Source organism: Amycolatopsis sp. NPDC003865 (assembly GCF_053605345.1).
Map to the genome: position 1 here is coordinate 314,481 of NZ_JBSGJA010000011.1, position 20,005 is coordinate 334,485.

Annotated in this window: 19 protein-coding genes; 7 read left to right on the top strand and 12 right to left on the bottom strand. The window is 71.8% G+C overall.

Going from position 1 to position 20,005, the window contains the following annotated elements:
• Window positions 1-14: 14 nt before the first annotated feature.
• The 8 genes from ACWEVP_RS26590 to ACWEVP_RS26625 all read right to left on the bottom strand — a co-directional run bounded on the left by ACWEVP_RS26590 (window position 15) and on the right by ACWEVP_RS26625 (window position 9,357).
• Complete coding sequence (locus ACWEVP_RS26590) at window positions 15-614, bottom strand: GTP-binding protein (RefSeq protein ID WP_452065248.1); 600 nt, start codon at window positions 612-614, stop codon at window positions 15-17.
• A complete protein-coding gene (locus ACWEVP_RS26595) occupies window positions 592-939 on the bottom strand; it encodes a DUF742 domain-containing protein (protein WP_400869452.1) in 348 nt (115 codons plus the stop codon). The genes ACWEVP_RS26590 and ACWEVP_RS26595 overlap by 23 nt, the downstream gene beginning before the upstream one ends.
• Window positions 939-1,373 carry a roadblock/LC7 domain-containing protein gene (locus ACWEVP_RS26600; RefSeq protein WP_361087652.1) on the bottom strand — a complete coding sequence of 145 codons (435 nt, stop codon included), beginning with the start codon at window positions 1,371-1,373 and terminating at the stop codon, window positions 939-941. The genes ACWEVP_RS26595 and ACWEVP_RS26600 overlap by 1 nt, the downstream gene beginning before the upstream one ends.
• The gene (locus ACWEVP_RS26605; RefSeq protein ID WP_452065249.1) at window positions 1,370-4,111 is read right to left on the bottom strand and encodes a nitrate- and nitrite sensing domain-containing protein; all 2,742 of its coding nucleotides are present in this window, start codon (window positions 4,109-4,111) and stop codon (window positions 1,370-1,372) included. The genes ACWEVP_RS26600 and ACWEVP_RS26605 overlap by 4 nt, the downstream gene beginning before the upstream one ends.
• A gap of 25 nt (window positions 4,112-4,136) precedes the next feature.
• Window positions 4,137-4,925, bottom strand: a complete 789-nt coding sequence (locus tag ACWEVP_RS26610; RefSeq protein WP_452065250.1) for an ABC transporter ATP-binding protein — start codon at window positions 4,923-4,925, stop codon at window positions 4,137-4,139.
• Entirely contained in the window at window positions 4,922-5,860 is a 939-nt protein-coding gene (locus tag ACWEVP_RS26615; RefSeq protein ID WP_452065251.1) for an ABC transporter permease, read from the bottom strand. The genes ACWEVP_RS26610 and ACWEVP_RS26615 overlap by 4 nt, the downstream gene beginning before the upstream one ends.
• A complete protein-coding gene (locus ACWEVP_RS26620) occupies window positions 5,857-6,870 on the bottom strand; it encodes an ABC transporter substrate-binding protein (protein WP_452065252.1) in 1,014 nt (337 codons plus the stop codon). Before ACWEVP_RS26620 ends, ACWEVP_RS26615 begins: the two co-directional genes overlap by 4 nt.
• A gap of 633 nt (window positions 6,871-7,503) precedes the next feature.
• The gene (locus ACWEVP_RS26625) at window positions 7,504-9,357 is read right to left on the bottom strand and encodes a glycosyltransferase family 39 protein (RefSeq protein WP_452065253.1); all 1,854 of its coding nucleotides are present in this window, start codon (window positions 9,355-9,357) and stop codon (window positions 7,504-7,506) included.
• Between the two features lie 36 nt (window positions 9,358-9,393).
• Between ACWEVP_RS26625 and ACWEVP_RS26630 the strand changes: the two genes are divergently transcribed.
• The gene (locus tag ACWEVP_RS26630) at window positions 9,394-9,774 is read left to right on the top strand and encodes a hypothetical protein (RefSeq protein ID WP_452065254.1); all 381 of its coding nucleotides are present in this window, start codon (window positions 9,394-9,396) and stop codon (window positions 9,772-9,774) included.
• Here the strand turns inward: ACWEVP_RS26630 and ACWEVP_RS26635 are convergent.
• Both ACWEVP_RS26635 and ACWEVP_RS26640 read right to left on the bottom strand, forming a co-directional pair.
• Window positions 9,771-11,282, bottom strand: coding sequence for a sensor histidine kinase (locus tag ACWEVP_RS26635; protein WP_452065255.1), 1,512 nt, complete (start codon window positions 11,280-11,282; stop codon window positions 9,771-9,773). The genes ACWEVP_RS26630 and ACWEVP_RS26635 overlap by 4 nt on opposite strands.
• A complete protein-coding gene (locus tag ACWEVP_RS26640; protein WP_043776006.1) occupies window positions 11,260-12,009 on the bottom strand; it encodes a response regulator transcription factor in 750 nt (249 codons plus the stop codon). Before ACWEVP_RS26640 ends, ACWEVP_RS26635 begins: the two co-directional genes overlap by 23 nt.
• 163 nt (window positions 12,010-12,172) lie before the next feature.
• Between ACWEVP_RS26640 and ACWEVP_RS26645 the strand changes: the two genes are divergently transcribed.
• The 4 genes from ACWEVP_RS26645 to ACWEVP_RS26660 all read left to right on the top strand — a co-directional run bounded on the left by ACWEVP_RS26645 (window position 12,173) and on the right by ACWEVP_RS26660 (window position 15,038).
• Complete coding sequence (locus ACWEVP_RS26645) at window positions 12,173-12,796, top strand: hypothetical protein (protein WP_452065256.1); 624 nt, start codon at window positions 12,173-12,175, stop codon at window positions 12,794-12,796.
• A 221-nt stretch (window positions 12,797-13,017) separates the two neighbouring features.
• Complete coding sequence (locus tag ACWEVP_RS26650) at window positions 13,018-14,169, top strand: sensor histidine kinase (RefSeq protein WP_452065257.1); 1,152 nt, start codon at window positions 13,018-13,020, stop codon at window positions 14,167-14,169.
• Complete coding sequence (locus tag ACWEVP_RS26655) at window positions 14,166-14,831, top strand: response regulator (protein WP_452065258.1); 666 nt, start codon at window positions 14,166-14,168, stop codon at window positions 14,829-14,831. The genes ACWEVP_RS26650 and ACWEVP_RS26655 overlap by 4 nt, the downstream gene beginning before the upstream one ends.
• Before the next feature lie 9 nt (window positions 14,832-14,840).
• Window positions 14,841-15,038, top strand: coding sequence for a hypothetical protein (locus ACWEVP_RS26660; protein WP_400896558.1), 198 nt, complete (start codon window positions 14,841-14,843; stop codon window positions 15,036-15,038).
• Here the strand turns inward: ACWEVP_RS26660 and ACWEVP_RS26665 are convergent.
• Window positions 15,028-15,474, bottom strand: a complete 447-nt coding sequence (locus ACWEVP_RS26665; RefSeq protein WP_452065259.1) for a nitroreductase family deazaflavin-dependent oxidoreductase — start codon at window positions 15,472-15,474, stop codon at window positions 15,028-15,030. The genes ACWEVP_RS26660 and ACWEVP_RS26665 overlap by 11 nt on opposite strands.
• Window positions 15,475-15,602: 128 nt before the next feature.
• On the opposite strand from ACWEVP_RS26665, the gene ACWEVP_RS26670 reads away from it, so the two are divergent.
• Both ACWEVP_RS26670 and ACWEVP_RS26675 read left to right on the top strand, forming a co-directional pair.
• The gene (locus tag ACWEVP_RS26670) at window positions 15,603-16,274 is read left to right on the top strand and encodes a TetR/AcrR family transcriptional regulator (RefSeq protein WP_452065260.1); all 672 of its coding nucleotides are present in this window, start codon (window positions 15,603-15,605) and stop codon (window positions 16,272-16,274) included.
• A gap of 38 nt (window positions 16,275-16,312) precedes the next feature.
• Window positions 16,313-17,830 carry a 3-hydroxyacyl-CoA dehydrogenase gene (locus tag ACWEVP_RS26675; protein ID WP_452065261.1) on the top strand — a complete coding sequence of 506 codons (1,518 nt, stop codon included), beginning with the start codon at window positions 16,313-16,315 and terminating at the stop codon, window positions 17,828-17,830.
• Window positions 17,831-17,900: 70 nt separating this feature from the next.
• Here the strand turns inward: ACWEVP_RS26675 and ACWEVP_RS26680 are convergent.
• On the bottom strand, window positions 17,901-20,005 hold a 2,105-nt coding region (locus tag ACWEVP_RS26680), incomplete at its 5' end, for a PKD domain-containing protein (RefSeq protein WP_452065262.1).

Here is a 20,005-nt window from a genome sequence, read left to right on the forward strand (position 1 = left end):
GTACTCACACGCGTTCAGGCGCCTGCGCCCGCCTGGGCTCTGGCCTTTTTGAACGTGTTGTGCAGGACCGCCAGCAGGGCGTCGCGGACCGACAGCCGCTGCCGCGCGTCGAACGTGATCAGTGGGACGTCCTCGCTGATCGCCAGTGCCCATCGGACGTCGTCGAGGTTGTGGCCGAGGGATCCGTCGAACATGTTCACCGCGACCACGAACGGCAGGCCCGCGTTCTCGAAGTAGTCGACGGCCGGGTAGCAGTCGTCCATGCGGCGGGTGTCCACGATGACGAGCGCGCCGAGTGCGCCGTGGACGAGGTCCTGCCACATGAAGCCGAAGCGGTCCTGGCCGGGGGTGCCGAACAGGTAGAGCTTGACCTCGTCGTCGATCGTGATGCAGCCGAAGTCGAGCGCCACGGTCGTCGTGGTCTTCGCCGGGACGTGGCCGGTGCTGTCCACCGAAGCCGCCACCGACGTGATCGCCGCCTCCGTCGTCAGCGGCTTGATCTCCGAGATGGCGCCGACCGCCGTGGTCTTGCCGACGCCGAAGCCGCCCGCGATGACGATCTTGACCGGGGCCGGTGGGCGGGCACCCGGTTCAGTGAATGGCTTCGAGTCCACGAATGACCCTTTCGATCATGCCGAGGTCTTGCGACGTGTGGTTCGCCGGCCGCCGGACGACGACGTAGCCCAGTTCGGCGAGGTCGGCCACCAGCACGCGGGCGACGCCGATGTGGAGGCCGAGCATGGCCGCCACCTCGGCGACCGACATGGTGTTCCGGCAGAGGGAAACGATTTCCTGCCGTTCGAAGGTGAGTTTCGGGTGGGACGCCGCGCCCAGGCGGGACGTCATGACCTGCGCTTCGATCTCCAGGCTCTGGTCGACCGGCTGGGCCCGCCCCGAGGTCATCAGGTACGGCCGCAGCAGCGAAGGTTCTTCGGTCATCACGAACCCACGGTGTTCTTCAGTTCCTCGATGAGTCCCGGGGTGAGGACTTCGGTGGCGCGGTTGGCGAACATCGCCATCTCGTAGGCGATCGTGCCGAGGCTCGCCTGCTTGTTGGCCAGCACGCCGAGGGAGCAGCCGATGCTGATGGTGCAGACCAGCAGGTACCCGTGCTCCAGTTCGATGATCACCTTGTCCGGCGAGCCGAGCGGGTGGCTTTCGGAGACGCCGTGGGCGAGGCCGAGCATCGCGGAGGAGATCGCGGCGAGGCGGTCCGCGTTGGACCGCTCGAGCTCCGACGACATCGCGATCAGCAAGCCGTCGGCCGAAACCGCGATGGCGGCGATCGCGCCCGCCGTGTGCTGCGCGAAGCGGCTCACCAGCCAGTTGAAGTTCTGGGCTTCGACACTGACGCCAGCTGCGGGGATGCTCATTTCCTGCTCTCTTCTGCTCGTTCCGTCACACGACCGGCGACCACGCCGTAGGGCGGGCTGTCTGCCGTCACCACGTCCGCCTTGGCGAGGCCGGCGGCGAACGCGTCGAACGCCGCTCGCTCGGCCGCCGGGTCCCGCCTGGTGCGGTTCACGACGGCGCGGGCGATCGGCCTGCCCGCGGGCTGCTGGCGCAGGCCGGGGGCGAGCTGGGCTCCCGGGACGCGGCGGACCAGGCCGTCCCGGGACTGCGGGGTGGCCGGGACGCCGGCCGGCGGGGTCGCTTGGTGGTGGGACGCGGGCATCGCCGAGTCCCCGGGGACGCGCACCGGCAGTGACGCGCCGTCGCCCGGGGCGGGCACGGGCGCCGTCACGACGGTCGGCGGCGCGGAGGGCGGGTCGGACTCCATCGCGCTGACTTCGGCAGCCTTGGCGAAGGCGCTCTGGAACCCGTCCATGGCGGCGCGGGTCGCGTCCGGGTCGTGGCGCGGCCGGTCGCCGGGCACGGGCGCCGTGGTCGCGCCCGGGGCGGGCAGCTGGGCGCCGCGGACCCGGCGGCGCAGGCCGCCGCGGGTCTCGGCGTCCGGTTCGGCCGGGGGCGGCTCGGCGGGTTCGGTGTCCGGCCACACCGGTTCGAGCTGGTTGAACCAGCGGAAGCCGTTGGCGTGCGGTACGCCGAGCAGTGCCGGGATCGCCGGCGCCGGCAGCGGTTCGACCGGCCGCGAACTGTCCGAAGTGGACACAGCGACGGCCTCCGCGGGCCGCGCGTGGACGGGGGTGGCCGGCTGCGCCGGGATCGACGGCGTCTCCTTCGGCGGCCGCAGCCCGGACCGGTGGCTGAACAGCGACGGCGGTATCGTCAGCCGCGCGGTCACGCCGCCGGTGGTCGGGGTCGCGAGCAGTTCGACGCCCAGGTCGTGGCGCCGCGCCAGGCGGCCGACGACGAACAGGCCGAGCACGCTGGTCGGGGCCAGCTCGAGGCGTTCGCGCTCGACGAGCCGCTGGTTCTCCTCGGCCAGCTTCTCGGCGGTCATGCCGATGCCGTGGTCGACGATGTTCACCAGGCAGGAGCCGTCGGCGAGGAGCATCGTGTCGACCTCGACCATCGACCCCGGCGGCGAGAACGACGTCGCGTTCTCCAGCAGCTCGGCGAACACGAGCACCAGGTCGGCGCCGAGGGCCGAGGACAGCAGGATCTCGGCGACGACCCCGAGCTTGACGCGCTGGTAGTCCTCGATCTCGGCGAGTGCGGAGCGCAGGGCCGTGGACAGCTCGATCGGGCCGGCGATCCGGGCTTCGTCGCGGGTGCCGGACACCACGAGCAGGTTGTCGGCGTTGCGGCGCAGGCGGGTGGAGAGGTGGTCGAGCCGGTAGAGGCTGGCCAGCAGCCGGGTGTCCTGCTCGTTGCGCTCGACCTCGTCGATCAGCGCGAGCTGGCGGCCGACGAGGTTCTGCGTGCGCTTGGCGACGTTCGCGAACATCAGGCTGGTGTTGCGCCGGGTGAGCGCCTGCCGCTCGACCAGCTCGGCCGCGGTGGTCTGGACCCGGTTGAACGCGGCGGCCAGCTTGCCGAGCTCGTCGCTCGAGACGACGTCGATGGTGGCCAGCCGCGGGACCTGCTCCTCGGCCTCCTCGGTGTCGGTCACGCGGACGAGCTCGGTGCCGGCGAGGTCGGCGACCGACGTCGCCGCGGAGGTCAGCCGCCGCAGCGGCCGGGCGATCGAGCGGGAGACCGCGACGGCGAGGAAGGCGACCAGCAGGAACAGCAGCCCGGCCCCGAGGCCGACCGTCCAGGCCAGCCTGGTGCCGGCGTCGGCTCGCCCGGTCGCCGCGTCGGCGATTTCGCTGGTGACCTTCTCCTGCACCAGTTTCCGCTGGCCCGCCTGGCTTTCCGACGCGGTGAGGACGTCGGTGACGTACCGCGTGGTGGCCGCCGGGTCCCGCGGGTTGTCGATCTGGGCGGCGAGGTCGTCGATCCGGTGGCCGGCTTCGCTTTGCTCGACGTTGACGACGAGCGCGGACTGCTCGCGGTCCTCCTCGTCGTCGGCCTGCTGGACGAACCGCTCGGTGAAGATCGGCGCCTGCTGGGTCGCGTCGTCCAGGATGGACCGGCCGGCCTCGGGCGACACCGCCGTCACGATCAACGCCATGCCGCGCAACGAGTTCTCCTCGTTCGCGCGCAGCAGCGCCTCCAGCGCGGTCAGCTCCCTGGTGCCCTCGGCGTCGCTGGTGAGCTGCGGGACCAGCCGCAGCGAGTCGATCACCGCACCGATCACCGCGTGGTAGGTGCGGGCGACGCTGTCGAGCGCGACGCCGCGCAGCTGCGCGTTGCTCCGCAGCTCGTTCAGTGAGCCGATCCGGGTCAGGGCCGCGGAAAGCTCGTCCGGCGCGTCGGACCCCAGCGATCCGCGGACGTTCTCGACCGCCGCGTCGACCGTCTTCTGCTGCTGGAGCATCTGGTCGGGCGGCATCGACGGCGTCGCGACGAAGGCGCCGGTGAGCAGCCGCTCCCGCTGCAGCTGCCAGACCAGGCCGCCGAGCTGCTGGGTGTGCCGCGCCACCGTGGCCGACTGACCGGCGGCCACGGCGCTGCTCGCCTGGGTCAGCACGAACGGCACCGACACCAGCACCACCGCGACCAGCGGAGGCAGGAGCAGCAGGTTCAGCTTGCCGCGAATGCCGAGCCGGGCGAGGATCCCCCCGCCGCCGGCCCGTTCCGCGGTCGCCCCGCCGTGCCTCATCCCGCCACCTTCCCGTCTTCCGTTCTCACTCGACCGCGGCCACCCGGCTGACGTGCCCGCGGTGCTGCTCCCGGACGAGGTCCTCGATCCGGGCGCGCAGCGCGAGGAACCGCGGTTCCCGCTTGACCGCCAGGTCCCGCTCGGCGGGCAGCGTCACCTCGACGTCGGCGGCGATCCGGCCGGGGTCGGACGCGAGCACCACGACCCGGCCGCCCAGGAACACCGCTTCCTCGACGTCGTGGGTGACCATCAGCACCGTGGTGCCGGTGTCGGCCCACACCTGGCGGATGAGCACCTGCATGTCCTCTTTGGTCTGGACGTCCAAGGCGCCGAAGGGTTCGTCCAGCAGCAGCACGTCCGGCTCGCACGCCAGCGCCCGCGCGATCGCGACGCGCTGCTTCTGGCCGCCCGAAAGCTGTTTCGGCAGCGACTTGCGCACGGCGTCGAGCCCGGTCTCGGCGAGGTACCAGTCCACGCGCTTGGCGCGCTCGGCCGCGTCGACCGGCAGCAGCTCCAGTCCGAACGCGACGTTCTTCTCGACGCTGCGCCACGGGTAGAGCGCACCGGCCTGGAAGACGAGCCCGCGGTCCGGGCCGGGGCCGGTCACCGGGACGCCGTCGAGCACGATCTCGCCCTCGGTCGGCTTGGCGAGCCCGGCCACCAGCGAAAGCAGCGTCGACTTGCCCGAGCCGCTCGCACCGACGACGCAGACGAATTCGCCGCGCAGCACTTCGAGGTCGACGCCGTCGAGCGCGCGCGTGACCTTGCCGCGCACGGTGTAGTCCTTGGCGACGTTCCGCAGCTCCAGCGTCATGCCGCCCACTTCCCGACCCGCGTGCGCAGCAGGCGCAGCAGGACGTCGATGACCAGCCCGGCGATCCCGATGACCACGAGCACGGCGAAGATCTTGTCGGTCTGCAGGAACCGCTGCGCCCGGACGATCCGGTAGCCGAGGCCGGCCGAGGAGTTGATCAGCTCGGCGACGACCACGAAGTTCCACGCCGCGGCGGCGTTGACGCGGATCGCGTCGATCATGCCCGGCAGCGAGTGCGGCACGACGACCTTGCGCAGCACTTCGCCCCGGCGCGCGCCGAGGGTGTAGGAGACGTCGATGAGCGCGCCGGGCACGCCGCGGACGACGTCGGCGGTCATCAGGGTGTTGAAGAAGACCGTCCCGATGAAGAGGATGGCGATCTTCGACGGCTCGCCGAGGCCGAGCCAGATGATCAGCAGCGGGATGAACGCGCTCGCCGGCAGGTAGCGCAGCAGCCCGATCAGCGGTTCGAAGAACGCCTGCCCGGCGGTGAACGTGCCCATCAGGATGCCGAGCGGCACCGAGACGAGCACCGCCAGGCCGAAGCCCTCGAGCACCCGCTGGGTGGTCGCCCAGAGGTCGTCGAAGAGCTCGCCGGTGCTCGCCATGTCGACGCCGGCCCGGACCACCGCGGCCGGTGACGGCAGGAAGGTCGAGTCGACGGCCCCGCTGACGCTCAGCACGATCCAGGCGAGGAACGGGATCGCGAAGGACAGCACGGCCAGCGTCCAGCGCGCGCCCGCGGAAATGGGCGTGCGCAGGGAAAAGAGCGGTGAAGCGGCCTTGGGCGCGGCCCGGCGCGGCAGCGGGGTCCAGGCCGGGCGGCCCCGGCCGGACTCCTGCTCCTCGGCGAGCCGCTGCTCGGCCTCCAGGGCCTCGGCGGCCCGTTCGTCGGCCGTGCCCGCCGGGGTGGTGCGCTGGGTCGGACCGGTCACTGCGGCGCGGCCTTCACGAACTGGTCGTCGAACAGCCCGTCCAGCGACGGCCGCTGCTGCGCCAGCCCGGTGCTGACGATGAAGTCGACGATCTTGTTCGCCTGGAAGTCGAGGTGCTGCGCCGTGACACCGGGCGTGAACGCGTCGATGTTCTGCTGGCGCGTGAAGATCGTGGTGCCGGCGTCGTAGGTCTTGTAGTCGGCGTCGGAGACCCCGCCGCGCTTGGCCATGATGCCGACGGCCGCGTCCTTGTTGTTCTTGATCCAGGTCAGCGTCTCGAACCAGGTGTTGACCAGCGCCTGGACGTCCTTCGGGTGCTCCTTGACCAGCTTCTGGGACGTGACGAGGTGGTCCGGGATGGCGCCGGGGAACTCCGCCGACGTCGAGATCGCGCGGCTGCCCTTGCGCTCGAGCGCCTTCGAGGTGAACGGCGCGAACGCGCCCACCGCGTCGACCTGGCCGGCGACGAACGCGGCCGCGGCGGCGTCGGTCGGCAGGTTGACCAGCTCGATGTCCTTTTCGGTCAGCTTCGCCTCCTGCAGCGCGAGCAGCAGCAGGTAGTGGTCGACCGTGCCCTGCTCGACCGCGACCTTCTTGCCCTTCAGGTCGGCGACGGCGTTGATGCCCTCCCTGGCGATGATCTTGTCGTTGCCGGTGGAGTTGTCGTTCACCAGCACGATCGACAGCTTGGCGCCGCCGGAGGCCGAGGAGAGCGTGTCGTTGAGGGTCTGGCTGTTCGCGTCGATGGCCCCGCTCGACAGCGCGTTGATGCTGTCGGTGTAGTTGTCGAAGTACTTCAGGTCGACGTTCACGCCGTTCTTCGCGAAGAGGCCCTGTTCCTGCGCCACCTGCCAGGGGAACCAGCCCGGCCACGCGCTGAACCCGAGGGTGATCTTGCCGCCCGTGCCGGAGGCGTCGCTGTCGCTGCACCCGGAAAGGGCGGTGACGCCGGCGAGGGTCAGCAAAGTCAGGAGCACCGTCAGCAGACGGGGGCGGGAACGGGAAATCACAACGAACTCCAGGTTGCGGGGGAAGTGGAGTGGTGCCGTACCAATGGGGGAATTGCGGTGCTCGGAACTACGACCAGTGACGACGAGGAGGAGGGTCGGACAGAGCGGCGCCACCGCGCACGGTCATCGCTGCTCTCTTCCAGCCGCACCTGATCGGGTCATGGCGAGAGAACAGGACCGGGAGCACCCCGACAACCCAGCACTCAGCGCGCTGGGTCAGCCACCCCTTGTCCCTCTCCCGGCGGAGAGCCTAGCGAGTAGCACAAGATCCCCACAACGTCTCCGCAGTGCATCCGAACGAGTGACCATCGACCGTGTTAACCAGCAACATCGACGATATCGAAGATCAAGTACCGGAGTGTTTCTGTCGGCCGCCCGGTCAAGATCACCGGTCGCACGGAAGGTTGTCCCGTGCAGCTGCACGACCGATCGCTCCTAGTCGTTACCGCGACCGCGACGAACCCCTTGATCATCGCCCGCGGCGATCCCCGTGGTCCGAACAATCGTTCGGAAAATGCCACTCACCGGCACCGTGCTCGAACGTGTGTTCGTACTCATCAGGTACCGCACCGGCCCCGGATTAGCCGAATGATTCCACAACTGTTAACACGCCCGAAACAATTCGAATTTCGGTCAAGCGACCGATTTTGTCAGGTCGTAAACCGTCGTCCCGCCGACGGTGACCGGCACGAAGTTCTGCTCGACCCACGACTCGATCTCACCCGACGTCCCACGGCCGCCGCCGAAGCCGCCGCGCCCGCCGGCGACGTAGTAGTGGATGTCGCCGTCGGCGACGTACTGCTGGAACCGAGCCAGTGTCGGCGCCGGATCACTGCCGCTGAAGCCGCCGATCGCGAGCACCGGACGGCCGCTCGCGAGCGCCAGCCCGGCCGACTGCATGGCGCCGCTCTGCGCCGCGGCCCATTTCGTCGTCGTGGCCTTCAGCAGGTCGATCACCGCGGCGTCGGCCTGCTGCCCGCCGAAGCCGCCGAACCCGCCGAACCCGCGTCCACTCGCGACGGACGGGCCGGACGACGGCGTCCCGCCGGAGTGCGCGGTCGCCGCCGTGGCCAGGGTGAAGGACGCCGTCCCGAGCAGCGCGGCGCACAGGCCCACCGCCGCCACGGCCGGACCGGCCCGCCGGACGCGGTCGGCGCCGAAGAGCAGCGCCAGGACGGCGGCCGCGCCGAGCACGAGCAGCGTGTAGCGGAGCCACGGCTGCCAGTCCGGCGTCCGCACGAGCAGCAGGAACCCCCAGACCGCGGTGACGGCGAGCATGACGGCCAGCACCGCGCGGGCCGCGAAGTTCGCCCGGCCGCGCCAGAGTTCGCGCGCGGAGATGCCCAGCGTGCCCGCGATGCCCGGGGCCAGCGCGACCGTGTAGTAGGGGTGGATGATGCCGCTCATGTAGCTGAAGACCAGCGCGGTGACGACCAGCCAGCCACCCCACAGCAGCAGCGCGGCGCGGGTGGAGTCGGTGCGGGGCGCGCGGCGCGTGAACCACAGGCCGGCGACCAGGCCGATGACCGCGGCGGGCAGCAGCCACGACGCCTCGCCGCCGAACTCGCCGCTGAACAACCGCGTCAGGCCGGTTTCGCCACCGAAGCCGCGGCCGCCGCCGCCGGCCGGGAACGTGCCCCCGCCGCCGCGGCCGCCGCCGAAGATCCGGCCGAGGCCGTTGTAGCCGAAAGCCAGTTCCAGCACGGTGTTGTCGGTCGAACCGCTGATGTACGGCCGATCGGCGACCGGCCACAGCGCGACGGCCGCGATCCACCACCCCGCCGAGACGACCACGGCCCCGGCCGCGGCGAAGAGCTGCCCGATCCGGCGCCCGAGCGACGTCGGTGCCGCGACGGCGTATGCCAGCACGAACGCGGGCAGGACGAGGAACGCCTGCAGCATCTTGTCGAGGAAGCCGAAGCCGATCGCGACCCCGCCGAGCACCAGCCACTTGGTGCTCCCGCGCTCGAGGGCGCGCACGACGCAGTAGGCGCCGGCGACGAGCAGCAACACGAGGAAGGCGTCGGGGTTGTCGTAGCGGAACATGAGCGCGGCGACCGGCGTCAGCGCGAGCCCGGCCCCGGCGAGCAGGCCGGCCCCCGGCCCCGAAAGCCGGCGCACGGCGAGGTAGAGCAGCCCGACCGACGCGACGCCGGCGAGCGCGTTCGGCACGAGCAGGCTCCAGCTGGAGAAGCCGAAGATCCGCCCGGACAACCCCATGACCCACAGCGAGAACGGCGGTTTGTCGACCGTGACGACGTTGCCCGGGTCGAGCGAACCGAAGAACAGCGCCTTCCAGCTCCACGTGCCGGCTTGGGCGGCCATGGCGTAGAAGTCGTTGGCCCAGCCCGTCTTCGCCAGGTCCCACAGGTAGAGCAGGCCGGTCCCGAGCAGCAAGGCGGCCACGGAAGGCGTGACCCACCGCGGTTTCCGGACGGCTTCGGGAGCGGGCTGGGCGTGTGCGGGCGCCGACAGCGTGGTCGTCATGGCGTTCACGGTGTCGGCGGCGCATGTGGTGAACTTGTGCCGAAGCTGTGCGCCGGCTGTGCATCGGCTCCGATCGGGTGGTCCAAAGCACTTCCCGGGACGACGCTGGTCAGCGTCGAACGGGACCCCGGGCGGCACGCGGCCGCGGCGGAGCTGCTCGCCGGGGTCCCGAACGTGCGGGTGCTGCTCGGCGACTGGACCGACCTGGCCGCGGCGGCGCCGGGCGACTGGCTGCGGCCGCAGGGCACCCTGGTCGTGGACGACTTCACGCCGATGTCGTCGTGGCCGCCGACGTTCGAGGGCGAGCCCGACGCGGCACGGCTGCACTGGCTCCGGCACCCGGACCTGCTGGCGACCGAACTGCGGCTGGCGCCCGGCCTCGCGACCGTCGTCGCCCGGTACACCGCGAGCCGCTAGGCGGGTGCCGGGGCCGCCGGGAACGTGATCTCGAACTCCGTGCGCCCCGGCCGGCTCTGCACCCCGACGCGGCCGCCGTGCGCCCCCGCCACCGCCGCCACGATCGCCAGCCCGAGGCCCGTGCTCCCCGCCGCCCGTGACCGCGAGTTGTCGCCGCGGGCGAAGCGTTCGAAGACGTCCGGGAGGACGTCCGGCGGGATGCCAGGGCCGTCGTCGGCCACGCGCAGCCGCACCACTCCGTCCGATGTGGACAGTGCGGTCGTCACCGTGGTGCCCGCCGGGGTGTGTGTGCGCGCGTTGGCCAGCACGTTGATCACCACCTGGTGCAGCTGGCCCGCGTCGCCGAGGACGCCGATCGGCTGGCCGGGGACGTCCATCAGCCACTTGTGGTCCGGGCCCGCGACGTGTGCGTCCGCGACCGCGTCGGCCACCAGCCGGCACAGGTCCACCCACTCGTGCACCACCGGGCGCCCGGAGTCCAGGCGCGCGAGCAGCAGCAGGTCCTCCACCAGCGTCGTCATCCGGCGCGACTCGGACTCGACGCGGCCCATCGCGAACGCGACGTCCGGCGGCACCTGCTCGCCGCCGCGCCGGGTCAGCTCCGCGTACCCGCGGATCGCCGCCAGCGGCGTGCGCAGCTCGTGGCTCGCGTCCGCGACGAACTGGCGGACGCGGTTCTCGCTCGCGTGCCTCGCGGACAGCGCGTTCGCGACGTGCTGCAGCATCCGGTTCAGCGCCGAGCCGACCTTGCCCACCTCGGTGTTCGGGTCGGTGTCGGCCTCGGGGACGCGTTCGGACAGCGCCACCTCGCCGCGGTCCAGCGGCAGCTCCGAGACGCGCGTCGCGGTCGCGGCCAGCCGGTCGAGCGGCTGCATCGTGCGCCGGATCGTCGCCGCGCCGACCGCGCCCGCCACCACGATCCCGGCGAGCGCGACGCCGCCGAGGATGAACCCGAGCTGCCAGAGCGTTTCGTTGACGTCCTTAAGCGGCAGGCCGATGACCGTCTTGTCGCCGTTGGGCGACCTCGTGGAGACGACTCGGTAATCCCCGAGGGTGCCGCCGAGTTCGACGCTGTGCGGCTTCCCGTCCGAGGGCACCGCGAGCAGGGTCAGCACCTGCTCCGTCGGAACGCTCTTGAACGGCGGCTTGCGCTTCGACGGTGCGCCCACGCTGGAATCGAGCACCCCCGCGGTCGCGGTCGAGCCGGACTGGACGACGGCGAGCGTGCCGTCCCCCTGCCCGAGCACGCGCAGCGCGTCCGGCGGCGGTGGCGTCTCGCCGTACGTCCACGGCGGTGGCCGTTCCCCGCCGTGCGCGGCGCGGTCGCTCGCCGCGGCCAGCCGCTTGTCCTGCTGGCCGACGAGGAACTCGCTCAACGCGAACTCCGTGACCACGCCGACGACCAGGCACACCAGCGCGAGCAGCGCGGCGAGCTGGACGATCAGCCGCCGCCGCAGCGACCACGGCCGTCGCGCGCGCCGCGGTTCAGCCTGCGGGCTTGAGGACATACCCGGCGCCCCGCATGGTGTGGATCATCGGCTCGCGGTCGGCGTCGATCTTCTTGCGCAGGTAGGAGATGTAGAGCTCGACGATGTTGGCCTGGCCGCCGAAGTCGTAGCTCCAGACGCGGTCCAGGATCTGGGCCTTCGACAGCACGCGCTTGGGGTTGCGCATGAGGTAGCGCAGCAGCTCGAACTCGGTCGCGGTCAGCGGCACGAGGTCGCCGCCGCGGTGCACTTCGCGGCTGTCCTCGTCGAGGGTGAGGTCGCCGACGACCAGCGTCGACCCGCTCGCGCCGGTCACCCCGCCGGCCCGGCGCAGCAGCGCACGCAGGCGCAACGCCACCTCTTCGAGGCTGAACGGCTTGGTGACGTAGTCGTCGCCGCCCGCGGTGAGCCCGGCGATGCGGTCCTCGACCGCGTCCTTCGCCGTCAGGAAGAGGACCGGCAGGTGCGGCGCCTCGGAGCGCATCCGCCGCAGCACCTCCAGGCCGCTGAAGTCGGGGAGCATGACGTCGAGGACGACGGCGTCCGGCCGGAAGTCGCGCGCGATCCGGACGGCCTCCGTGCCGTCACCCGCGCTGCGCACCTCCCAGCCCTCCATGCGCAGGGCCATCGACACGAGCTCGGCCAGCGTCGCCTCGTCGTCGACGACGAGGACCCGCACCGGGCTCCCGTCGGCGCGGCGCAGGTCGGCCTTGCCGGGGCCGGGTGACGTGGCGTTCATAGCGGTCATAGTGCCATTTTCTCGGCGGCTCTTCAGTGCTCACTGTGACACCGCTGTGCGTTTCCTGTGAAGGCCGTTCGAGGCACAGCGCCCGCTGACGCTCCGCACAGCTCAAACACAGCCACGGCAGCGAACCTGACCGGGACCAGTGTGGGCACCACCGGAGGACACGATGACGACCGAGCCGAACACGCCGCCCGAAGGCGCCGCGACCACCCCGGCCCCGGCCAACTGGGGCGACCCGGCCCCGGCCGCGCCGAAGAAGGGCTGGTCGGGCAAGAAGACGGCGATCGCGGCCGGCATCGCCGTGGTGATCGCGGCCGGCGGCGGAGCGGCGATCTGGGCGGGCACGAGCAGCGCGGACAACTCGGCCCAGGGCGGCCCGGGCGGGTTCGGCGGCCCGGGCGGCGGCCAGTTCCCGGGTCGCGGCCAGTTCCCGGGCGGCGCGATGGGCGGCGGGATGGCGGCGCTGCGCGACGCGCTGCACGGCGACTTCGTGGTGTCGAACGGCAGCGGCGGCTACACGACCGAGCGCCTGCAGACGGGCGACGTGACGGAGCTGAGCGCGACGTCGGTGACGCTGACGAGCAAGGACGGCTACAAGCAGACGTACACGCTCGACGACGCCACCCAGAAGACCGGCGACGTGAAGCAGGGCGACACGAACGTGACGGTGGTGGCGAAGGTCGAGGGGACGGCGGCAACGGCGACGTCGCTGGGCAAGGGCTTCGAGCCGGGCCAGCGCCAGCCGGGCCAGCGCCGCAACGGCGACTACTCGGCCCGCCCGACGAACTGACCCGCGCTTCTCGACACAACGCGCACAACCTTGCACAACCCGCGCGCGTAGGGGAGCCCCCGGTTTCAACGTTACCGGGCGGCACCGACAGTTTCCGGCCCCGAAGTGGCGTCCGGTGCGGTCCGGCGCCGGACGCCCATTCATCTGACCAGGGAACGCCCCGGTGCCGCATCCGGGCGTTCCCACCCATCCCGGCCGCCGGTTAGGGCACAGTTGCTGGTGTGCCCGACATCAGCGGATCCCTGCGACGGCAGTCGCTGCTGGTCGCGCTGGTCTGCGTCGTCTGCGACGGTGTCCTCTTCGCCCTCCGCGGCCCGCTCGACCAGGCCGGCTGGCGAGCCTGGGCCGTCCTGCTCGGCGGGATCGCCGTCAACGCCGCCCTCGCCGGGCCCGCCCGGTACTCGGGCTGGGTCGCCCTCGCGCACGCCGTGCTCTTCGCCGGCGGGCCGCTGCTGCTGGGCCACCTGCCCGGCGCCGAGATCGGCAACAACGCCGGCATCCTCATCGCGGGCTACCGGGCCGGCGCGTGGCTGCGCCCGAAGCCGTCGACGCTCGCCCTGCTCGCCCTGCTCACCGGCGTGACCATCGGCTGCCTCGAGATCGGCAAGGGCACCTCGGACTGGCGGCTGCTCGCGATCAACGTCGGCGTCGACGCGCTGCTGCCGTGGCTGGTCGGCCGGTACACCACGGCCCGCCGCGCCTACATCGCCGACCTCGAACGCGAAGCCGACGAACGCCGCCAGCACGAAGAAGAAGCCGTCAAACGAGCCGTCCTCGAGGAGCGCACGACCATCGCGCGCGACCTCCACGACGTCATCTCCCACCACGTCAGCGCCATCGGCGTGCACGCCGGCGCGGCCCGGCTCGGCCTGCCCGACGGCGACGGCCCGGTGCGCAAGTCCCTCGGCGCGGTCGAGTCCGCGAGCCGCTCGGCGATGGCCGACCTGCGCCGCCTCCTCGATCTCCTGCACGCCCAGCCCAACGCCGAGCAGCCCGGCCTCGACAACCTCGACGAGCTGGTCGAGACCGTCCGCGCGGCCGGCCTGCCGACCCGGCTGACCCTGCGCGGCGAACCCCGCGAGCTCCCCGGCTCGCTCGACGTCGCCCTGTACCGGATCGCCCAGGAAGCCCTGACCAACGCGCTGCGCCACGGCGAAGGCCCGGTCGAGGTCGAGCTGAACCACGGCCGGACCGAGGTCGTGCTCACGGTGACCAACGGCCTGCGCGCCGGCCGCACCCCGCAGCGGGAGCACGCCCACCGCGGCCTGGCCGGCATCCGCCAGCGCGTCACCCTGTTCGGCGGCCAGGTCTCCTACGGCGAGACCGGCGAACACTGGCAGCTGCGCACGACCTTCCCGGTGGAGAGCACATGATCCGCGTCCTGCTGGCCGACGACCACGCGATGTTCCGCTCCGGGATGCGCGCGCTCCTCGACACCCAGCCCGACTTCACCTGCGTCGGCGAAGCCTCCGACGGCCGCGAAGCCGTCGCCGAGACCGCACGCCTGCGCCCGGACGTCGCGGTCCTCGACGTCCGGATGCCCCGCCTCGACGGCCTGGCCGCGACCGAAGCGATCCTCGCCACGCCGGGCAACGACACCCGCGTCCTCGTGCTCACGACCTATGACGCCGACGAGTACGTCTACCGCGCGCTGCGCGCCGGGGCGAGCGGATTCCTGCTGAAGAGCCTGGCGCCGGAGGAGCTGGTTGCGGCGATGCGGGTGGCCGCGCGCGGGGACGCGCTGATCGACCCGTCGGTGACGCGGCGGCTGGTCGCGAAGTTCACGTCGGTGCTCGAGCCCGCGGCCGCCGAGCCTCCCGAGCTGGCCCGGCTGACCTCCCGCGAACGCGAGGTCCTGCTGCTGATCGCCAACGCCTGCAGCAACGCGGAGATCGCGCGGCAGCTGCACGTCGGCGAGGAGACGGTCAAGACGCACGTCTCGCGCGTGCTGAGCAAGCTCGGGCTCCCCGACCGCGTGCACGCCGTCGTCTACGCCTACCGCCACAAGCTCGTGCCGGACACCCGTCCCGCCTAAGCTGGGCCGATGAGGCGGTGGATCACCCTCGCGGTCGGGGTCGTGCTCGTGCTGGTCGGCGCCGTCTGGGTGCTGCAGGGCATCGGGGTGATCACCGGCAGCTTCATGACCGGCCAGAAGCTGTGGTTCCTGATCGGGCTGGCCGCGTTCCTGGTGGGCGTGGTGCTGGTCGCGGCGAACCTGACGCGGCGCAAACCTACTTCGTGAAGATCTCGAAGATCGGGTAGCCGGGCGCGATCTCGCGCAGCTTCTCGTCCGAGGCCTTGGCGTCGACGCCGTCGAAGAACACGCCGACCTCGAACTTCCAGCGCTTGAGGTACGCGCGGAGGATGCCCGGCTTCTCGTCGTCGGCCAGCTCGCGGAAGGTGAACTCCTCGACGCGCTTCCCGACCCGGAGCGTGCCCTGGCCGGCGGCCCGCAGGTTGCGCACCCACTGCGTCTCGCCGCGCGGGGCGACGAGGTAGCGGACGCCGTCGACGGTCAGCAGGTTGACCGGCACCGACCGCGGCTCGCCGCTCTTGCGCCCGACGACGGTCAGCACCCGGCTGCCCCAGACGCTCACCCCCATCCTGGTCAGCTTCGCGACGACCTCGTTGAACGCGTTGGTGGCCTTCTTCGGCTCGATGTAGCGGGCGGCGGTCATGGTGTCCTCCGGGAAGTTTGGGAGAGCAGTGCTCTCGGTTAAGAGCAGTGAACACCCACGAGAGCACCGCTGTCAAGAGCAGTGCTCTCGGTTTTGTGCGGCGCTCTCGTCGTGGCACACTGATCCGCATGACCGCGACCCGCACCGCGCGCGAACGAGCTCGCGCCGAACTCACCCAGGAGATCAAGGACGAGGCCCGCCGCCAGCTGGCCGAGGTGGGCGCGCACGGGCTGTCGCTGCGCGCGGTGGCGCGGGAGCTGGGCATGGTGTCGTCCGCGCTCTACCGGTACTTCCCGAGCCGCGACCGGCTGCTGACCGACCTGATCGTCGACGCCTACAACGCGATCGGCGAAGCGGCGGAGAACGCGGACCCGGGCAAGGGCGAGCCGCGGGAGCGCTGGCTGGCCATCTGGCAGGGAACGCGTGACTGGGCCCGGGAGCACCCCCACGAGTACGCGCTGATCTACGGCTCGCCGATCCCCGGGTACGCGGCGCCGCAGGACACCGTCGTGCCGGCCGCCCGGGTCGCGCTCGCCCTCGTCAAGGTGCTCACGCACACCGAGCTGCGGGACATCGACGGCGAAGTCGCCCCCGAGCTGCGCGCCCAGGCCGAGGCGCTGACGAAGGTGCTCGGGATCGTCGCCGGCCCCGAAACCGTGGCCCGGCTGCTGATGGCGTGGACCCAGCTGTTCGGCGCGATCAGCTTCGACCTGTTCGGCCAGTACGTCGGCAGCGTCGACCCGGCCGACGCCTTCTTCGCCCACTCGGCGAGGCGGATGGCGGAGTTCGTCGGCCTCTAGGCTGGGGGCCGGAGTCCAACGGCGGAAGGCGGCACGACGTGACGGGGTGGGCCGGGAAGGTCGGCAGGATCCGGGTGATCGGCACCGGGGTGATGGGCCGCGGGATCGTCCAGCTGGCCGCGACCGCGGGGGTGACCGTCGAGCTGGCCGACGTCCGCCGCGAGGCCGTCACCGAGGCGATCGAGCACGTCGGCGCGATGGTGGGCAAGCTGGCCGCCAAGGGCAAGCTCGACGATCCGGCCGCCGTGCGCGCGCGGCTCGTCCCGGTGGACGCGCCCGACGCGCCCGCGGGCGGCGTCGACCTCGTCGTCGAAGCCGTGCGGGAGGACCTGGCGACGAAGCGGGCGCTGTTCGCCGACCTCGAGCGCGCCTGTCCACAAGAGACGATCTTCGCGACGAACACCAGCTCGCTGTCGGTCACCGAGATCGCCGCCGAGCTGGCCGACCCCGGACGGCTGATCGGCCTGCACTTCTTCAACCCGGTGCCGCTGATGCGCCTGGTCGAGGTGGTCCCGGGCGCGCGCACGCACGACTGGCTGCCCGGCGAGGCACTCGAGCTGGTGCGCGGCTGGGGCCACGAGCCGGTGCTGGCCAAGGACGCGCCGGGTTTCCTCGTCAACCACGCCGGCCGCGGCCTGAACACCGAGGCGCTGCAGATCTTCGCCGAGGCGCTGGCCGAGCCGGCCGACGTCGACCGCGTCGCCCGGGACGTGCTCGGCCTGAAGCTCGGGCCGTTCGAGCTGCTCGACCTGACCGGGCTCGACGTTTCCCACGCCGTGCTGGAGAGCATCTGGAGCGGCTTCCACGGCGACCCGCGGTTGCGGCCGTCGTGGCTGACCCGGCCGCGGGTCGCCGCCGGGCTGTTCGGCCGCAAGAACGGCGAAGGCTTCTACCGCTACACCGACGGGAAGCAGCAGGTCGCCGACGAGCCGGCGGCGCCGCCGAAGCCGACGAGCCCGGTGTTCACGGCGGACGAGCACCTCGCCCGCGTGCTGTCCGCGGCCGGTGTGCAGGTGGTGTCGGACGCGTACCCGGACGCGGTCCTGCTCGTGCCCCTGTACGGCGAGTCCACAGTGGACGCGGGCACCCGCGCGGGGCTGCCGCTGGACCGCGTCGCCGGCGTCGATCCCCTCGGCGGCTACGAACGGCGCCTGACGATGTCCGTCCACCCGGGACTCGACCCGGCGGCGGGCCGCGCGGCGTGGGGCGCGCTGGCGGCGACGGGCCGCCCGGTGACGGTGGTCCGCGACGGACCGGCCCCGATCGCCCAGCGCCTCCTGGCCTCGATCGTCAACACGGCGTGCTTCATCGCGGGCCAGCACCTCGCGACGCCGTCGGACATCGACACGGCCGTCCGGCTCGGCCTCGGTTACCCGCGAGGCCCGCTGGCGTGGGGCGACCTGGTGGGCGGCGACGTCGTGCTGCGCATTCTGCGCGGCCTGGCCGCGACCACCGGGGACCCGCGGTACCGGCCGAGCCCGTGGCTCACCGAGCGGGTCGCGCTCGGGCTGCCGCTGACGTCGGCCGGCACGACCCCCGCCGACCTGCGGGCCTGAACCGAAAAGGCGGGCCGCCTCCGGAGTCCCGGAGACGGCCCGCTTTTCGTTCAGCGCTGACGGAAGTCCGTCACCACGGACGGTCCACTGCTCCCGTCTGCGGCGTGTACGTGATGTAGCCGCCCTGGAAGTCGCTGCGGTACACCCCGTTCGTGACGTACTCGTCGGTCGTCGGGTAGCGCAGGTACGACCGCTCCCAGCCCAGCGCCGCCCAGCGCTTGCGGATCTCGCCCTTGATCACGTGCGCCCCGGTGGCGTTCGTGAAGTAGATCGAGTGACCGAGGCTGAAGTGGTTGAACCGGCCGACGCCGTCCGGCGTGCCGTCCTCGTCGTTCGTCGGGTAGCCGAGGCCCTTCTCGTACCCGTACGCCGCCCACTTCTTCCGGATCTCGCCGTAGATCGCGTGCGCGCCCGTGGAAGGCGTGTAGTAGATCGAACCGACGTTGCTGCCCTTGATGAAGTGGTTGAAGCGGCCGACGCCGTCCGGCGTCCCGTCTTCGTCGTTCGTCGGGTAGCCCAGCAGCGCGCCGTAACCGAGCGCCGCCCACTTCTTCCGGATCTCACCGTAGATCGCGTGCGCACCCGTCGCGGCGGTGTAGTAGATCGAACCCACGTTGCCGCCGTTGACGAAGTCGTTGAACTGCGCACCGTCCGAAGTGGACGCGGTGTCGGTCGTCGGCGGGCCGAGCTTGGTGAGCCCGCCCATGGCGACGTACTTGTCCAGCACCGGACCGGTGACGTACTTGGCCCCGGTGCCCGCGCTCCAGTACAGGCGGCCGTTGGCGTAGGCCCGGTAGTGGACCGTGCCGTCGGTGACCTCGGCCGCCGTCGGCGCCCCGAGCTTCGCCTGCAGCGCCGGGTCGGCGTTGTAGCGCTGGTCGATCGGGGTGTCGTAGTTCGCGGTCAGCGTCAGGTCGCTCGTGCCGACGGTGATGACCCACTTGGTGTCGGTCGGCCCGCCCTGCCAGCCGGTGAACTTCGAGACGCCGTCGATGGCCAGCGGCGTGGCCTCGACGTCGAAGGTCGCGCCTTCGGCGACCATCGCGGTGGTGACGCCACCCTCGACCGGGATGCTCAGCGCCGCGGGCTGCGTACCGACCAGGGTGATCCGGTGCTCGCGCGGCCAGGCCGTGTACGTCGTGGACGCCGTGACCCCCGCGCTGTCGGTCACCGTCGCGGTGAACTCCATCCGGGAGTCCGGGTGCTCGGTGAACGGCGCCGAGAAGCTCGCCCCGGTGCCGCCGGCGCCGGGGTGCGTGTGGCAGGTCGCCTCGCTCGGGCAGTGCTTCACGGCCGTGGTCCACGTGATCGGCAACGCGCCGTCCTCGGCGTCGGTCGCGGTACCGCTGAGGGAAACCTGCTGGTCGACCGCGAAGGTCGCGGTGTCACCCGGCGTGGTCAGCGTGATCTGCGGGGTGTGGTTGCCCGGCGCGACCGCGATGGCGGTCGTGTCGCTGGCGGCCAGCGGGTCCCGGACCGTGAGCTTCGCGGTGAACGCCTCGGTGCCCGCCGCGTAGGCGTGGGACACCTTGGGTCCGGCGTCGGTCACGGTGGTCCCGTCCCCGAAGTCCCAGTCGTACTTCAGCGCGTCGCCGTCGTAGTCGACCGAACCGGATCCGTCGAACGACACCGTGCGGGTGTCCGGGTCGGTCACCGTCGTGGCTTTCGCCACCGGTGCGGTGTTGTTCGCCGAGTACGTCAGCCGGCGCAGGGTGCCGGACAGGATGTCGGCGTAGACGATGTCACCGTTCGGCGCCGCCGCGAACTTGACCGGGCCACCGATCTCGGTGAAGACCGGCGGGTTCTCCGGGGCCTGCGTCAGCTTGCCCTGGTCGTCGTAGCGCATGGTCCAGATCTTCTTGGTCACGTAGTCGCCGAAGAAGTAGGAACCGCGGTAGGAAGCCGGGTAGCTGGCTCCGTTGTAGACGATGCCGCCGGAGACGCTGTTGCCCTGCATGGTGCCGCTGCCGTGCTGGTACTCGTAGACCGGCGGCTGGTTCGCCACGCCGGCGCACCCCGCGAGGCCGGTGAAGCCCGGCGTCGGGTGGTTGCCCTCCCAGCACGGCCAGCCCTGGTTGGCCCCGCGCTGGACGACGTCGACCTCTTCCCACGTGTTCCAGCCGACGTCACCCACGACCGGCAGGCCGAGGTTCGGGTCGATGCTGAACCGGAAGG

Bases quoted from the DNA above. Each gene is read 5' to 3' on its own strand.
- ACWEVP_RS26640 (WP_043776006.1), bottom strand. From the start codon at position 12,009: ATGACCGCTATGAACGCCACGTCACCCGGCCCCGGCAAGGCCGACCTG.
- ACWEVP_RS26595 (WP_400869452.1), bottom strand. From the start codon at position 939: ATGACCGAAGAACCTTCGCTGCTGCGGCCGTACCTGATGACCTCGGGG.
- ACWEVP_RS26605 (WP_452065249.1), bottom strand. From the start codon at position 4,111: ATGAGGCACGGCGGGGCGACCGCGGAACGGGCCGGCGGCGGGGGGATC.
- ACWEVP_RS26645 (WP_452065256.1), top strand. From the start codon at position 12,173: ATGACGACCGAGCCGAACACGCCGCCCGAAGGCGCCGCGACCACCCCG.
- ACWEVP_RS26635 (WP_452065255.1), bottom strand. From the start codon at position 11,282: ATGTCCTCAAGCCCGCAGGCTGAACCGCGGCGCGCGCGACGGCCGTGG.
- ACWEVP_RS26600 (WP_361087652.1), bottom strand. From the start codon at position 1,373: ATGAGCATCCCCGCAGCTGGCGTCAGTGTCGAAGCCCAGAACTTCAAC.
- ACWEVP_RS26625 (WP_452065253.1), bottom strand. From the start codon at position 9,357: ATGACGACCACGCTGTCGGCGCCCGCACACGCCCAGCCCGCTCCCGAA.
- ACWEVP_RS26655 (WP_452065258.1), top strand. From the start codon at position 14,166: ATGATCCGCGTCCTGCTGGCCGACGACCACGCGATGTTCCGCTCCGGG.
- ACWEVP_RS26665 (WP_452065259.1), bottom strand. From the start codon at position 15,474: ATGACCGCCGCCCGCTACATCGAGCCGAAGAAGGCCACCAACGCGTTC.
- ACWEVP_RS26660 (WP_400896558.1), top strand. From the start codon at position 14,841: ATGAGGCGGTGGATCACCCTCGCGGTCGGGGTCGTGCTCGTGCTGGTC.
- ACWEVP_RS26670 (WP_452065260.1), top strand. From the start codon at position 15,603: ATGACCGCGACCCGCACCGCGCGCGAACGAGCTCGCGCCGAACTCACC.
- ACWEVP_RS26610 (WP_452065250.1), bottom strand. From the start codon at position 4,925: ATGACGCTGGAGCTGCGGAACGTCGCCAAGGACTACACCGTGCGCGGC.